General features: G+C 74.9%; 15 protein-coding genes. 7 read left to right on the top strand and 8 right to left on the bottom strand.

Features of this window, described 5'->3' with window-relative positions:
• Positions 1 to 8 precede the first annotated feature (8 nt).
• The 3 genes from H2O74_RS09510 to H2O74_RS09500 are packed head-to-tail and all read left to right on the top strand — an operon-like array spanning position 9 to position 1,928.
• Positions 9 to 1,037 (top strand): quinone-dependent dihydroorotate dehydrogenase, encoded by a 1,029-nt coding sequence (locus tag H2O74_RS09510; protein ID WP_182111367.1) that lies wholly within the window; start codon positions 9 to 11, stop codon positions 1,035 to 1,037.
• Positions 1,034 to 1,243 (top strand): hypothetical protein, encoded by a 210-nt coding sequence (locus H2O74_RS09505; protein ID WP_182111366.1) that lies wholly within the window; start codon positions 1,034 to 1,036, stop codon positions 1,241 to 1,243. Before H2O74_RS09510 ends, H2O74_RS09505 begins: the two co-directional genes overlap by 4 nt.
• Before the next feature lie 43 nt (positions 1,244 to 1,286).
• Entirely contained in the window at positions 1,287 to 1,928 is a 642-nt protein-coding gene (locus tag H2O74_RS09500; protein ID WP_182111365.1) for a YitT family protein, read from the top strand.
• Between the two features lie 13 nt (positions 1,929 to 1,941).
• Here H2O74_RS09500 and H2O74_RS09495 read toward each other — a convergent pair whose 3' ends face one another.
• Together H2O74_RS09495 and H2O74_RS09490 are read right to left on the bottom strand one after the other, a co-directional pair.
• Complete coding sequence (locus H2O74_RS09495) at positions 1,942 to 2,952, bottom strand: aldo/keto reductase family protein (protein WP_182111364.1); 1,011 nt, start codon at positions 2,950 to 2,952, stop codon at positions 1,942 to 1,944.
• A 48-nt stretch (positions 2,953 to 3,000) separates the two neighbouring features.
• A complete protein-coding gene (locus H2O74_RS09490) occupies positions 3,001 to 3,591 on the bottom strand; it encodes a DUF3043 domain-containing protein (RefSeq protein WP_182111363.1) in 591 nt (196 codons plus the stop codon).
• 53 nt (positions 3,592 to 3,644) lie between these two features.
• Here H2O74_RS09490 and H2O74_RS09485 point away from each other — a divergent pair, with 53 nt between their 5' ends.
• The 4 genes from H2O74_RS09485 (at position 3,645) to fabG (ending at position 6,861) form a co-directional block, all read left to right on the top strand.
• The gene (locus H2O74_RS09485) at positions 3,645 to 5,039 is read left to right on the top strand and encodes a dipeptidase (RefSeq protein WP_182114188.1); all 1,395 of its coding nucleotides are present in this window, start codon (positions 3,645 to 3,647) and stop codon (positions 5,037 to 5,039) included.
• Positions 5,040 to 5,204: 165 nt separating this feature from the next.
• Complete coding sequence (locus H2O74_RS09480; protein WP_255491537.1) at positions 5,205 to 5,648, top strand: CrcB family protein; 444 nt, start codon at positions 5,205 to 5,207, stop codon at positions 5,646 to 5,648.
• Positions 5,645 to 6,022, top strand: a complete 378-nt coding sequence (gene crcB, locus H2O74_RS09475; RefSeq protein WP_182111362.1) for a fluoride efflux transporter CrcB — start codon at positions 5,645 to 5,647, stop codon at positions 6,020 to 6,022. Before H2O74_RS09480 ends, crcB begins: the two co-directional genes overlap by 4 nt.
• A 44-nt stretch (positions 6,023 to 6,066) precedes the next feature.
• Positions 6,067 to 6,861 carry a 3-oxoacyl-ACP reductase FabG gene (gene fabG, locus H2O74_RS09470; protein ID WP_182111361.1) on the top strand — a complete coding sequence of 265 codons (795 nt, stop codon included), beginning with the start codon at positions 6,067 to 6,069 and terminating at the stop codon, positions 6,859 to 6,861.
• Positions 6,862 to 6,870: 9 nt separating this feature from the next.
• On the opposite strand, the gene H2O74_RS09465 is transcribed toward fabG, so the two are convergent.
• From H2O74_RS09465 to H2O74_RS09440, 6 genes are read right to left on the bottom strand one after another with little or no spacing between them, the layout of a single operon-like run.
• Positions 6,871 to 8,964 (bottom strand): YhgE/Pip domain-containing protein, encoded by a 2,094-nt coding sequence (locus tag H2O74_RS09465; protein ID WP_182111360.1) that lies wholly within the window; start codon positions 8,962 to 8,964, stop codon positions 6,871 to 6,873.
• Positions 8,961 to 9,773 carry a hypothetical protein gene (locus tag H2O74_RS09460; protein ID WP_182111359.1) on the bottom strand — a complete coding sequence of 271 codons (813 nt, stop codon included), beginning with the start codon at positions 9,771 to 9,773 and terminating at the stop codon, positions 8,961 to 8,963. The genes H2O74_RS09465 and H2O74_RS09460 overlap by 4 nt, the downstream gene beginning before the upstream one ends.
• A gap of 43 nt (positions 9,774 to 9,816) precedes the next feature.
• Positions 9,817 to 10,752 carry an urea transporter gene (locus H2O74_RS09455; protein ID WP_182111358.1) on the bottom strand — a complete coding sequence of 312 codons (936 nt, stop codon included), beginning with the start codon at positions 10,750 to 10,752 and terminating at the stop codon, positions 9,817 to 9,819.
• A gap of 37 nt (positions 10,753 to 10,789) precedes the next feature.
• Positions 10,790 to 11,803: an urease accessory protein UreD gene (locus H2O74_RS09450; RefSeq protein WP_182111357.1), complete on the bottom strand. Its 1,014-nt coding sequence runs from the start codon at positions 11,801 to 11,803 to the stop codon at positions 10,790 to 10,792.
• The gene (gene ureG, locus H2O74_RS09445) at positions 11,803 to 12,435 is read right to left on the bottom strand and encodes an urease accessory protein UreG (RefSeq protein WP_182111356.1); all 633 of its coding nucleotides are present in this window, start codon (positions 12,433 to 12,435) and stop codon (positions 11,803 to 11,805) included. The genes H2O74_RS09450 and ureG overlap by 1 nt, the downstream gene beginning before the upstream one ends.
• Before the next feature lie 39 nt (positions 12,436 to 12,474).
• The gene (locus H2O74_RS09440) at positions 12,475 to 13,167 is read right to left on the bottom strand and encodes an urease accessory protein UreF (RefSeq protein ID WP_182111355.1); all 693 of its coding nucleotides are present in this window, start codon (positions 13,165 to 13,167) and stop codon (positions 12,475 to 12,477) included.
• Position 13,168 lies beyond the last annotated feature (1 nt).

Below are 13,168 nucleotides of genomic sequence, written 5' to 3'. Positions count from 1 at the left end.
TGAGGGCCGTGTACCGGCTGCTGTTCGACCAGGTGTTCCGGCGGATCGACCCGGAGCGCGCGCACCACCTCGGGTTCGCCGTCGTGCGGGGCGTCGCGGCGGTCCCTGGCCTGCGGTCGGTCGTCGCCCGCAGGTGTGCGCCGCCGGGGCCGGCCCTCGAGGTGCTCGGGCTGCGCGTGCCCGGCCCGTTCGGCCTCGCCGCCGGCTTCGACAAGGACGCCCGCGGCATCCGCGGCCTGACGATGATCGGCTTCGGCTTCGTCGAGGTCGGCACCGTCACGGCGCTGCCGCAGCCCGGCAACGACCGCCCGCGGCTGTGGCGCCACGTCGATCGGCGCGCGGTGCGCAACCGCATGGGCTTCAACAACGAGGGCGCCGAGGCCGTCGCCGCGCGGCTGCGGCGCGTGCGGGCGGCGGCCTGGTCGCGCGGCGTCGTCGTCGGCGTGAACATCGGCAAGAGCAAGGTCACACCGGCGTCGGAGGCCGCGGCGGACTACGCCGCCAGCGCGCGGCTGCTCGCCCCGCTCGCCGACTACCTGGTGGTCAACGTGTCGTCGCCGAACACGCCGGGGCTGCGCTCGCTCCAGGCCGTCGAGCAGCTGCGCCCCGTCCTGCGTGCCGTCCAGGACGCGGCGGCCGAGGTCGGCGCCACGGCGCCGCTGCTGGTGAAGATCGCCCCGGACCTCTCGGACGACGACGTCGACGCCGTCGCGGACCTGGCCGCCGAGCTGGGCCTGGCGGGAGTGGTCGCCGTCAACACGACCATCGCGCACACGCTGGGCGAGGGCGGCCTCTCCGGCCCTCCCGTCCGCGAGCGCGGCCTCGCCGTCGTCCGGCGCCTGCGCGAGCGGCTGCCCGCCGGCGCCGTCGTCCTCGGCGTGGGCGGGATCACGACGCCCGCGGACGCCCTGGCGTACCGGGAGGCCGGCGCCGACCTGGTCCAGGGCTACACGGGGTTCGTCTACGAGGGGCCGTTCTGGGCGGCCCGGCTGAACCGAGCCCTCGCCGGCCGCTGGTCGACCGCGGTGGCGCGGTGACCCGGGTGCAGTGGGAGTGGCGCTTCCTCGACGCGCAGGACGTGCCGCTCGACCGGCCGCTGAGCCCGGCGTTCACCAACCGGTTCGACGCGGAGTCGTGGCTCGGCGAGCAATGGCGCCACCTCGCCGGTCAGGGCGTCGCGTCGGCGCAGCTCCTGCAGGAGGGCCACCCCGCGGCACCGGCCCTGCCCCTGCGCACGGGCTGAGCACCCGGCGCCCCGCGCGCCGGGCCGGACGTACCGTGACCCCGTGCGCCGCTCCCTGCAGCTCCTCGTCGGTCTGGTCCTCTACGCGGTGTCCATCGCGACGCTCGTCCGGGCCGGTCTCGGCAACATGCCGTGGGACGTGCTGAGCGAAGGGCTCTCGGAGCGTCTCGGCTGGACCTTCGGCACCGTGACCGTCGCGGTGAGCGGCGTCGTGCTGCTGTGCTGGATCCCGCTGCGCCAGCGACCCGGGATCGGGACCGTCGCCAACGTGCTGGTCATCGGGGTCCTCGTCGACCCGTTCCTCGCCGTCCTCGCGCTCCTGCCGCAGCCGCTGCCGGTGGCGGCGGCGATCGCCATGACGGTGGCGGGCATCGGGCTCAACGGGCTCGCGACGGCTTGCTACATCGGCACCCGCCTCGGCCCCGGGCCGCGCGACGGGCTGATGACGGGCGTGGTGGCGCGCACGGACTGGCCGGTCCGCCTCGTCCGCTCGGGCATCGAGGTGCTCGTCGTCGCGGCGGGCTGGCTGCTCGGCGGGACGGTGGGCCTCGGCACCCTCGCGTACGCGCTGGGCATCGGGCCGGTCGTGCACGCGCTCATGCCGCGCTTCCTCATGGCGCCGCGCGGCACCACGCCCCCGCAGGGCGGGGCGCCCTCGACGTCGGTCGAGGCCGCCCCGGCCTGACGGGGTGCCTGGGTCAGGCGGGCCGCTTCTGCGGCGCACCCTCGGCGGTCTTCGCCGGGTCGCGCACGACGACGTCGCCCAGCACCTCGTCGATGCGCGTCATGAGCTCGGCCGGGATCGTCACGCCCGAGGCGGCGACGTTCTCGTGCACCTGCTCGGGACGCGACGCGCCGATGATCGCCGCGGCGACGTTCTCGTTCTGCAGCACCCACGCGACGGCGAGCTGCGCCATGGTCAGATCCAGCTCCTGCGCGATCGGCGCGAGCCCCTGGACGGCGCCCAGGACCTCGTCGTTCATGAAGCGGCCGATCATGCGCGCGCCGCCCTTCTCGTCCGTCGCGCGCGACCCGGCGGGCAGCTCCTGGCCGGGCTTGTACTTGCCGGTCAGCACGCCCTGGGCGATGGGGGACCACACGATCTGGGAGAGGCCGAGCTCGCTGGAGGCCGGGACGACCTCCTCCTCGATGACCCGCCACAGCATCGAGTACTGCGGCTGGCTCGAGATGAGCTGGATGCCGAGCTCCGACGCCAGCGCGTGGCCGGCCCGGATCTGGTCCGCCGTCCACTCGCTCACGCCGATGTAGAGCGCCTTGCCGTGGTGGACGACGTCGGCGAACGCCTGCATCGTCTCCTCGAGCGGCGTCTCGGTGTCGTAGCGGTGCGCCTGGTAGAGGTCCACGTAGTCGGTCCGCAGCCGCGTCAGCGAGGCGTCGATCGACTCCATGATGTGCTTGCGCGAGAGTCCCACGTCGTTGGGGCCACCCGGGCCGGTCGGCCAGTAGACCTTGGTGAAGAGCTCGTACGACGCGCGTCGCTGGCCCTTGAGGGCCTTGCCGAGGACGGACTCGGCCTTGCCGTTGGCGTAGACGTCAGCCGTGTCGAACGTGGTGATGCCGGCGTCGAGGGCCGCGTGCACGCACGCGACCGCGGCGTCCTTCTCGACCTGCGAGCCGTGCGTGAGCCAGTTGCCGTAGGCGATCTCCGAGATCTTGAGGCCGGAGTTCCCGAGGTAGCGATGTTCCATACCTCGGAATCTACGGCAGCGGCCGGCACCCGTGCGCCGACCCCGGGCTCAGACCGGGAACTCGCCGCGCTTGACCTGGGTGCGCGGCAGCCGGGTCCGGCGCAGCTGGAAGGCGCGGAGGACGCCGTACATCACCGCGCCGCGCTGCACCTCGCCGAACTTGTCGGTCAGGCGCTGGCGCAGCTTGCGGCCCAGCAGGATCGCGTCGAGGACCATGGCGGCGACGTACGTGTAGAGCACGACGATGACCACGATGCTCGCGACCGCGTTCTGCCCGGTGAACATGAGCGCGACGACGACGACGATCGAGGCGGGCAGGAAGAACTCGCCGAGGTTGCGGCGCGCGTCGACGTGGTCGCGCACGAAGCGGCGGACCGGTCCCTTGTCGCGCGGCGGGAGGAAGCGGTCGTCGCCCGTCTGCAGCGCCTGGTGCTCACGTTCGCGGGCCGCCCTGGACGCGGCGCGTGCCGCCTTCGCGGCGGCCTTGCGGTCGGCCGGGACCAGCGGCTTGCGCCGCGCCGCCTCCGCCTCCTTGCGCTTGGGCGTCGGGCGCCCCTTGCCGCTCCCGGACGCCGACGTCGGCTCCGGCGGCACGGACTGCTCGGCGGGCGTGGACGCGGGGCGGTTGCGGGACAGCACACGCCCAGGGTAGTCGAGCGCGCGGGTAGCGTGGACGCGTGACCGACGACTCGATGACACCCGACCGCACCGCCTCCGCCCCGCCCGCCGGGCCCGACGTCGCGACGCTCGCGCAGCGTGTCGCGGACGGGTTCGGCGCCCTGCGCGCCGACCTCGAGGCACTGGTGCGGATCCCGAGTGTCTCCGCCGCCAGCTTCGACCAGGCGCACGTCGCCGAGAGCGCGCGGGCCGTCGCGGCGCTCCTGCGCGACGCGGGCATGCCGGAGGTGCAGGTGCTGACCGCCACGAGGCCCGACGGCGTCGTCAGCCGCCCCGCCGTCGTGGCGCGCCGTCCGGCCCCGGCGGGCGCCCCGACCGTGCTGCTCTACGCGCACCACGACGTGCAGCCGCCGGGCGAGCCGGAGGCCTGGTCGAGCGCCCCGTTCGAGCCGACGGAGCGGGACGGGCGCCTGTTCGGCCGCGGCGCGGCGGACGACAAGGCCGGCGTCGTGGCGCACCTGGGCGCGCTGCGTGCCCTGGGGGAGGATCTCGCCGTCGGCGTCACGGTGTTCGTGGAGGGCGAGGAGGAGATCGGCTCGCCGACCTTCGTCGACTTCCTGCGGACGCACCAGACCCTGCTCGCGGCGGACGTCATCGTGGTCGCGGACTCCTCGAACTGGCGCGTGGGCGTGCCCGCCCTGACGACGAGCCTGCGCGGGCTCGTCGACTGCGTCGTGGAGGTCGGCGTCGTGGAGCACGCCGTCCACTCCGGCATGTACGGCGGGGCGATCCTCGACGCGCCGACGCTGCTCGCCCGCCTCATCGCGACGCTGCACGACGACGACGGGAGTGTCGCGGTGCAGGGCCTGGTGAGCGGACCCGAGCCCACCGTCGACTACGACGAGGACGTGTTCCGTGCGGACGCCTCGGTGCTGCCCGGGGTGCGGCTCGCCGGCACGGGCACGCTCACGGGTCGGCTCTGGAGCAAGCCCGCGCTCTCGGTGATCGGGTTCGACGCGACCCCGGTGGACCGGGCGTCGAACACCATCGCGCCGAGCGCGCGCGCCAAGCTCTCGCTGCGGATCGCGGCCGGGCAGGACCCCGAGGCGGCGTTCGAGGCGCTGCGCGACCACCTCGTGACGCACGCGCCCTTCGGTGCGCGGGTCGACGTCCAGGTGGGGGACCTCGGCAAGGCGTTCCAGGCGCCCGCCGACTCGCCCGCCATGCGCGTCGCGCGCCAGGCGTTCGCGGACGCGTGGGGTACCGCGCCCGTGGACATCGGGATCGGCGGCTCGATCCCCTTCATCGCGGACCTGCTCGAGGTCTTCCCCGACGCCGCGATCCTCGTCACGGGCGTCGAGGACCCCGACTCGCGCGCGCACGGCGCCGACGAGTCGGTCGACCTCGCCGAGCTCGAGCGCGTCGTGCTCGCGGAGGCGCTGCTGCTCAGCCGGATCGCCGGCGCCTGAGCACCGGTCGCCGCCGGTGGCACCCTGCGCGCCACGGGCATACCGTCAGGAGATGAGCAGGGGGGCCGTGCTCCGCGAGCGGCTGGACATCGCGGTGAGTGGGCGAGGGCTGAACAGGCGAGGGCTGAGCGCGCCCGCGCGCGCGGGCGGCCCGGTGACGCCGCCGTGAACGCCGCCCCGGGCCGCGCCCGGATCAGTGCGGCGTCGTTCGGCCTGGTCGTGCTGGGCGGGTTCTTCGGCGTCGCCGCCCGCGAGGGGCTGTCCCTCGCCGTGCCCGACGTCGACGGGGTCCCGGTCGTCATCACGCTCGTCAACGTCGTGGGCGCGTTCCTCCTGGGGTTCCTGTACGAGGGCCTCGCGCGACGCGCGCCGGGGGAGGCGGTCGTCAGTCGGCTCAAGCTGCTCCTGGGCACCGGGTTCTGCGGCGGCCTGACGACGTACAGCTCGCTCGCCACGGACACCGCGGTGCTCCTCGACCGCTCGCGCCTCGACCTCGGCGCGGCGTACGTCCTGGGCACCGTGCTCCTGGGGGCCGCGGCGACGTTCGCGGGCATCGCCCTGGGCGCCCGCCTGCGCGGGCCGACCCGGACCGGGGAGGGTGTCGCGTGACCGCGGGCGCGTTCGTCCTGCTGGTCCTCGCCGGGGGCCTGGGCGCCGGCGTGCGCTACGTGGTCGACGCCGCCATCCGGGCGCGGACCACCTCGGCGTTCCCGTGGCCGACCGCGATCATCAACATGACGGGGTCGCTCGTGCTCGGGGCGCTGACCGGGCTGGTCGTGAGCCGGATCGCGTCCACCGAGATGAGCGCGGTGATCGGGACCGGCTTCCTCGGGGGCTACACGACGTTCAGCACCGCGAGCTACGAGGCGGTGCAGCTCATCCGGGAGCGGCGCTACGGGACCGCGTTCGCCTACGGGGTGGGCGTCCTCGTGGTCTGCGTCGCGCTCGCCTACCTCGGGTACCGCTGGGGCGCCCAGGCCTAGCCCGCCGCGCGCGCTGCGTGCGGCCCACGACGAGAGGACCGACGATGACGTCACTGCTCGAGGGCCGGACGGCGCTCGTCACCGGGGGGACCCTCGGGATCGGCCGCGGGATCGCCGACGTCCTGGCCGCCCAGGGTGCGCGCGTCGCCGTCACGGGCCTGACCGAGGAGGAGTGCGCCCAGGCGCGGGAGCGCGGCGTCCCGGCGCACGTGCTGGACGTGCGCGACGCGCGGGCGTGCCGCGACGTCGTGGCCCGGGTCGAGGCCGAGCTGGGCGGGCTGTCCGTGCTGGCCGCGAACGCCGGCGTCTACCCGCAGGCCCGGATCGCCACGATGAGCGACGACGACCTCGACGAGATCTTCGACATCAACGTCAAGGGCACCGTCCACGCGGTCCAGGCCGCCGTGCCGGCGCTCACCGCCTCGGGGCGCGGGCGGGTCGTCGTGACGAGCTCGATCACGGGCAACGTCACCGGGTACCCGGGGTGGTCCCACTACGGGGCGACCAAGGCCGCGCAGATGGGGTTCGTCCGCTCGGCCGCGATCGAGCTGGCCCCGGCGGGCATCACCGTGAACGCCGTGCTCCCCGGGAACGTCCTGACCCCCGGGCTCCTGGCGCTCGGCCAGGAGTACCGCGACCAGATGTCCCGCTCGGTCCCGCTCGGCTACCTGGCCGAGCCGGCGGACATCGGGGCGGTGGTGGCCTTCCTCGCCTCCGACGGCGCGCGCTACGTCACGGGCCAGGGCATCGTCGTCGACGGCGGCCAGGTGCTCCCGGAGTCACCGGAGGCGCTGACCGAGATGGGCGAGACCGGGCAGCTCGGCGAGCTGGGGGCCTAGGCCGCCCGCCTACAGGACGAGCTCCGGCTGGAGCCGCGCCGGGCTCCACACCCGCTGCCGGTAGGCCGCGTACGTCGTCGCGCCCAGCGCCACGACGAGGACCGCGACGAGCACGGCCACGTCCCGCGCGACCGTCCCCAGGTCGCCGCCGTAGAGCGTCTGCCGCAGCCCTTCGACCGTGTACGACATCGGCAACACCCGGTGCAGCGAGCGCAGGGGCTCCGGGATGGTCTGCCAGGGGAACGTCCCGCCGGCCGTGACCAGCTGGACGAGCATGAGGACGAGGCCGAGGAACTGTCCCACGGTTCCGAGCCACACGTTCAGCGCCTGGAGCACCGCGACGAAGGTCGCCGAGGCGAGCAGGAGCAGCAGGAGCGTGCCGATCGGGTGGACGGGTCGGATGTCGAGCGCGAACGCGACCAGGGAGAACATCACCACGACCTGCCCGACGCCGATCAGCGCCGGCGGGATCCAGCCGCCCAGCGCGGCCCACGCCGCGGGTGCGCCGGCGGAGAGCGCGCGCGACGACAGCCCGCGCACGAGGAGGAACAGCATGTAGGCGCCGATCCACGTGGCCAGCGACATGAAGAACGGTGCGAGCCCCGCGCCGTAGGTGCCCGCCCGCGCCATCGTGTCGCTGACCACCTCGACGGGGTTGCCGATCGTGCGCGCCGTCTCGCGCTCGGTGTCAGGGTCCAGGTCCGGGATGCGGGTGAGCCCCTGCTGCAGACCCTCGCGCAGCTGCGTGACGCCGGAGCCGAGCTCGGACGTGCCGTCGCGCAGCGTCACGCTCGACGACGCGAGCCGCGCGGCGCCGTCCGAGACCTGGGTCGTGCCGGCGGCCAGCGTGCACAGGTCTCTCGCGAGGGTGGCCGCCCCGGAGCTCACCTCGGCCGCGCCCGCCGCCACCTCCTGGCCTCCCTGTGCCGCGGTGGCGATGCCCTGCGTGAGGGCCGGGCTCGCGTCCGCGAGCTCGCGCGCGCCGGTGGCGACCTGGGCCGCGCCGTCGCTCAGCTCGTCCAGCCGGCCGGAGGCGTCCTCGACCTGCGTCACGAGCGAGGCCACGGGCGCCCGGGAGTCCTCGAGGAGCGCCCGGATCTCGGCCGCCTCCGCCTCGGTCAGGCGCCCCTCGGCCACGAGCGGCCCCAGCGCCGCCTCGAGGTCCGTGCGGGCCGTGTCGAGCGCGGCGACGGCCTCGCGCGTGGTCGTGACCGCCTCTCGGCCGACGTGCGCCGCCTCGGCCGCACCGCCCGCGACCTCGCCGGCGCCGACGGCGAGCGCGGCCGTCTGGGCCGGGAGGTCCGCGGTCCGGCTGCGCAGCGTCGCCAGCCCGTCCGCCAGCGTGCCCGCGCCCGACGCCAGCGTGCTCGCGCCCGCGGCGAGCCGGTCGGCGCCGGCCGCCAGCTCCGCGGCGCCGCTCGCGGTCTGCTGCGCGCCCGTCGCGAGCTCGGCCGTGCCCGTGACGAGCTCCACCGTGCCCTGGGACAGGCGGGCGGCGCCCGACTCGAGCTCCTGCGCGCCCTGCACGGCGCTCGAGAGGTTGGTGTGGATCGAGGCGAAGCCCCGCAGGAAGGTGTCGGCGGCCTCGGTGCCGACCTCCTCCGCGATGGAGTCCCGGACCTTGCCCACGATCGTGTCCGCGATCGTCGTCGCGAGGTAGTTGTTGGCGTCGTTGGTCAGGAGGGTCAGGCTCGCCTGCTGCGGCTGGAAGCGCGCCGACGAGACGAGGTCCTGCGAGAACGTGGGGCCGATGATCAGGGCGGAGTCGAAGCGGCCCGACCGGACGCCGGCCTCCGCGTCGGACTGCGAGGTCCGCACCCACCCGAAGCCGCCGTCGCCGTCGAGCAGGCGCGAGGCGACGCGCTCGCCGTAGTCGACCTCGCGCGAGGTGCCGTCGGTCGCGTTCTCGCTGGTGGCGCCGCGGTCCAGGACGACGAGCGCCGCCGGCACCGTCTCGAGACGACCGTAGGGGTCCTCGTTGGCGAAGAGGTACAGGCCGGAGTAGAGCGAGGGGATGATCATCATCGCCAGCACGGCCAGGCGTGGCAGCGTCCCCGCCCACACGCGGCGGAGCTCCGACATCGCCAGGTGGACGGCGGTCACCCTTCCCGTCCGTCCCGCGTCGCGCGCCCTGCGCGTCGACGGCGGCGCGGCGCCGGCTCCGGCTCGTCGGCGGCGTCGAGCAGCTGGGTCGGGTCCGTGCTCTCGGGCGCACCGGTGCGCGGTCGCGCGGGCGCGGCGGGCGGCGTCGTGCGCAGCGCCTCGACGGGGGCCGGCGCGTCGGCCTCGCTCCGGGCCGGGGGCACGTCAGCGCCCAGGTCCCGCGCGCAGGAGCGGCTGCACTGCACCAGGACGCCGTAGCCGAGCGCGGCGAGCTCCTGGGCGAGCTGCCACCACCGCGCCGGCTCGCCGCCGTGGCGCTCGGGCATGGTCAGCACGAGGAACCTGACATCGGGCCGCTCGGCGGCCAGCGTCGCGAGGAGCTCGGTGCGCAGGTCGCCGGGGATGTCGTCGACGCGCAGGCCGGCACGGTCGCTCAGGTCGTGCTCGGCGAGCCAGCGCCGGGTGGCCCCGGGCCCCGCGGGCACGCGGGCGAGCGCGAGGTCCTCCGCGACCACCGTGCCGAGCGGGACGGCGTCGTCCGGCTCGGAGACGCCGGGGAGGTCGACCACCGCCGTGACCCGGCGCAGCTCGGCCGGGTCGGTGGTCGTCGCGCCGTCGTCGTCGACGAGGGTCACGGTGCCGTCGAAGGGGGACAGGCGCCCGGTCGCGGCGAGGGCCAGCGCCGTCAGGCCCTGCCCCGGCTCGCCCGCCAGGAGGACGGCCTGGCCCGTGGTGAGGGTCAGGCCGCCGAGCTCCAGCATCACGGCGCGGCGGCCGCGCACGTGCACGTCGCTCATCGTGATCTGCACACGCCCACCTCGCTCCCACGGGGCGGGCGGCCGACCACGCGTCTCATGTGCGGCGCAGCGCCGGCACGAAGGCCGCGACGACCAGCAGGACCCAGGTGGTCAGGATGTAGGGCCACGTGTAGTGCGGTGCGCTCGTGGCGTCGGTGAGGAGCAGGGTCAGGACGGCGGTCAGCGCCGCGCCCAGGGTCGCGTAGAGCCACGCCGCCACGGTGCTGCGCAGGAAGACGACGGCGAGCGCGATGGCGGTCAGGACGCCGGAGTAGTTCGCCAGGCCGCTCCCGATCGTCTCGCTGCTCTCGCCCAGGGCGAGCGCGCACAGGCTTCCGACGACGCTGCCGAGGACCGCCGCCACCCCGACCCGCCACGAGGCGATGAAGAGGCCGAGCAGGATGAGCGCCCCGGCCCAGACGCTCTCGACGAGCACGACCTCGGAGACGTTCGTGAGCAGCGACCGCAGGAAGGACCGGCCGACCTCGTCCGGGACGTGCTGGGGCGTCGAGCTCACGTGCAGGCTCATGGTGACGGCGTAGACCACGCCCGCGACCGTGCAGAACGGTGCCGTCGTCGCCGGCAGGTCGAACCGCGCGAGCGGCCTCGTGGCGAAGAGCCGCACGAAGAGCCACATCACCGGCGCGCAGAGGACGGCGCCGACCACCGTGGCCACGTACGACCACGCCTGCGCGCCGCCCATCGCGGCGAAGACCGCGGCGCCGAGCAGGGCCCCGTTGTAGCCCTGCATGCCGATCCGCAGGTCCTGCCGGCGCGCGCCCATGAGCGCACCCGTCGCGGTCGAGACCAGGGTGCCGATCACCACGAGGACGGCCATGCGCACGTCGGCGACGACGAACGCCGCCAGGATGAGCAGACCCGTCCAGACGTTCGCCTGGAAGAAGATCTGGGACAGTCCGTGGGCGAAGGCCCGCCCGGTCAGTGCGGTGCCGGTACCGGGCGCTTGCGCCGTTGCTCCTGTCGATGCCATGCCGTCCTCCTCGGCGGCCGCCGCGCGGCCGCCCTCGTCAGGTCTTGCGGACCGTGGGCGCAGGCAGCCCGGTGAGGTGCAGGCGCAGGGCGCGCCAGGCGGCGGTCGCCGCGAGAGTGACCGTCCTGGTCTCGTCCCCGAGCATCCGCACCCAGACCCCGGAGTCGTCGGGCAGCGTGCTGACCCCGAGGCGCAGCGCGCCGGCGAACGTCGCGGCGAGCTCGTCGTGCAGAAGGTCGCTCAGCTCCGCGGCCGGCGCCCGGCGGGTGAGCACGTAGAGCATCGAGAGCACGTCGTGGCCGCCCATGACCGCGGGCCCGCCCGACGCGCCGGCGACCGGGGCCAGGCGGACGCGGTCGAGCGCGAGGAGGGTGCCGTCCGGCCGACGGGCCTCGAAGTCCGACGCCAGGACGGTGTACCGGTGGCGCTCGCCGCGGCCCAGCCGCCCCGCGACGACGGTCTCCCCGGCGAGGAGCGTCGCCGACTCCGCCACCGTCACGGCTGTGCGCTGGTAGAGCCTGGCGTCGGTGAACAGGATGGCCGGGTCCGGCAGGTACTCGACGTAGGCGTCGGGCCCCACGTCGAGGTTCACCTGGGCCACGGCGTAGTCGTGCTCCATCTTGAGCACCTTGGTGTAGGCCGACGTCGTGACGTGCGCGGACGTGCCCGCGCCGAAGGTGAGGTCGGTCCGCAGGCGGTCGCCCTGGAGGATCCCCGCACCGGTCGACATCAGGTAGGTGTAGGGCATGTCCGGCCGCTGCGGGTCGTAGTAGAGCGGGTGCATGATCTGCAGCGGCGACTTCTGGTAGTGCTCCACCAGCTCCGTCCCGTGGGCGCCCAGCGCGAACCCCAGCTGCAGCACGCCGACCTTGCCGGGGCTCCCGACGGCCAGCGTGTCGAGCACGCCGGCGTACCGCGCGACCTCCGGCGGCACCCGCCGGGGCTCGTAGTGCCCCGGCTGGACCCGGTGCCCGCCGTACGGGCGCACGGGGGCCTGGGCCGGCGGGGCGGGCACGGCGGGCGGGGCCGGCACCAGCGTCTCGGTGGCCATCAGACCAGCGCGGACCTGCGGCCGTGCCAGACCGCCATGATCTCGTCCTGGAGCCGCTCGAGGCCGTCGCCCGTCAGTGCGTTGGTGAGCACCACCGGCTTGCCGCTGCGCACGCGCAGGGCGTCGGACTCCATGACGTCGAGGTTCGTGCGGACGTACTGCGCGATGTCGACCTTGTTGATCACCAGGATGTCCGAGTCGGTGATGCCGGGGCCACGCTTGCGCGGCATCTTCTCGCCCTCCGAGGTGTCCAGCACGAAGACGAAGACGTCCGCGAGGGCGGGGGAGAAGGTCAGGGTCAGGTTGTCGCCACCGGACTCGTAGAGGAGCGTGTCGACGTCCGGGAACCGCTCCAGCATCTCGGCGCCGGCCGCGAGGTTCATCGTCGGGTCGTCCCGGACAGCGGTGTGCGGGCACGCGCCGGTCTCCACGCCCACCACGCGGGCCGGGTCGAGGACCCCCGCGAGCTCACGCCGCACGTGCTGCGCGTCCTCCTGGGTGTAGATGTCGTTGGTGATGACCGCCGGTTGCCGCCCGGCGGCCAGGAGCCGGGGGACCAGCGCCTCGGCCAGCGCCGTCTTGCCGGAGCCGACGGGGCCGCCGATCCCGATCCTCAGCACGTTCTCGCTCATGGGTCTCCTTCGTTCGATCCGTCGTGGTGGTGCGCCCGCTCAGCTCGCGAAGAGCCGGGCGTCGGCGCGCTCGTGCTGGGCGGACATGACGTCGGCCATCGGGACGCACCCGCCGAGGTCCTCCAGCGGCCGGTCGACCGCGGCGGCGGCCTGCGCCGCGATCACCGGTCCGACGGCGTGGAGCATCACCTGGACCTGCCGGTGGTCGGCCAGGCGCAGGCGCAGCGCGGCGCCGAGGAAGCTCACGGCGAACGCCGACATGTCGCACACGACCGCCTGCTCGGCCCCCACCCCGGCCGCCGCGTACGCGACGGCCGTGGCGACGGGCTGGCAGCCCGGGGACTCCTTGGCCGCGAGCCCCCGGGCCCACTCGTCCAGCTCCGGCCCGCCGAGCGCCTCCCGTGCGACGTCGGTGAGCTGGTGCCCGCTGCGCACCGATGCGCGGCGCATCTCGCCGTTGAGCTTCGACGCGTAGAGCGTCCGGTCGACCACCCGCACGCCCTCCCAGTCGCCGGCGGCCGCGGCGTCGTGGGCGCGTGCCAGGGCCGTCGCGTCGCCGGGCCCCACAGAGTGGACCAGCAGGTCCTCCAGCAGGGCACCGACACCGCCCTGGCTGACCAGCTTCGCCTGGCTGAACCCCTCGAGCCCGTGCGACATCGTGTAGAAGCCGCTCGGGAACGCGGAGTCCGAGAGCTGGAGGCTGACCAGGAGGCCGAGCGGGTCGGTGCTCATG

Origin of the sequence: Actinotalea sp. JY-7876 (assembly GCF_014042015.1) — a bacterium.
Taxonomy (GTDB): Bacteria; Actinomycetota; Actinomycetes; order Actinomycetales; family Cellulomonadaceae; genus Actinotalea.
Note: the sequence above shows the minus strand (reverse complement) of the source record. Positions and strands in the feature narration are given on the sequence as shown.

Coding starts and splice junctions, on each gene's coding strand:
- H2O74_RS09495 (WP_182111364.1), bottom strand. CDS start 2,952: ATGGAACATCGCTACCTCGGGAACTCCGGCCTCAAGATCTCGGAGATC.
- H2O74_RS09485 (WP_182114188.1), top strand. CDS start 3,645: ATGACACCCGACCGCACCGCCTCCGCCCCGCCCGCCGGGCCCGACGTC.
- fabG (WP_182111361.1), top strand. CDS start 6,067: ATGACGTCACTGCTCGAGGGCCGGACGGCGCTCGTCACCGGGGGGACC.
- H2O74_RS09455 (WP_182111358.1), bottom strand. CDS start 10,752: ATGGCATCGACAGGAGCAACGGCGCAAGCGCCCGGTACCGGCACCGCA.
- H2O74_RS09450 (WP_182111357.1), bottom strand. CDS start 11,803: ATGGCCACCGAGACGCTGGTGCCGGCCCCGCCCGCCGTGCCCGCCCCG.
- ureG (WP_182111356.1), bottom strand. CDS start 12,435: ATGAGCGAGAACGTGCTGAGGATCGGGATCGGCGGCCCCGTCGGCTCC.
- H2O74_RS09440 (WP_182111355.1), bottom strand. CDS start 13,167: ATGAGCACCGACCCGCTCGGCCTCCTGGTCAGCCTCCAGCTCTCGGAC.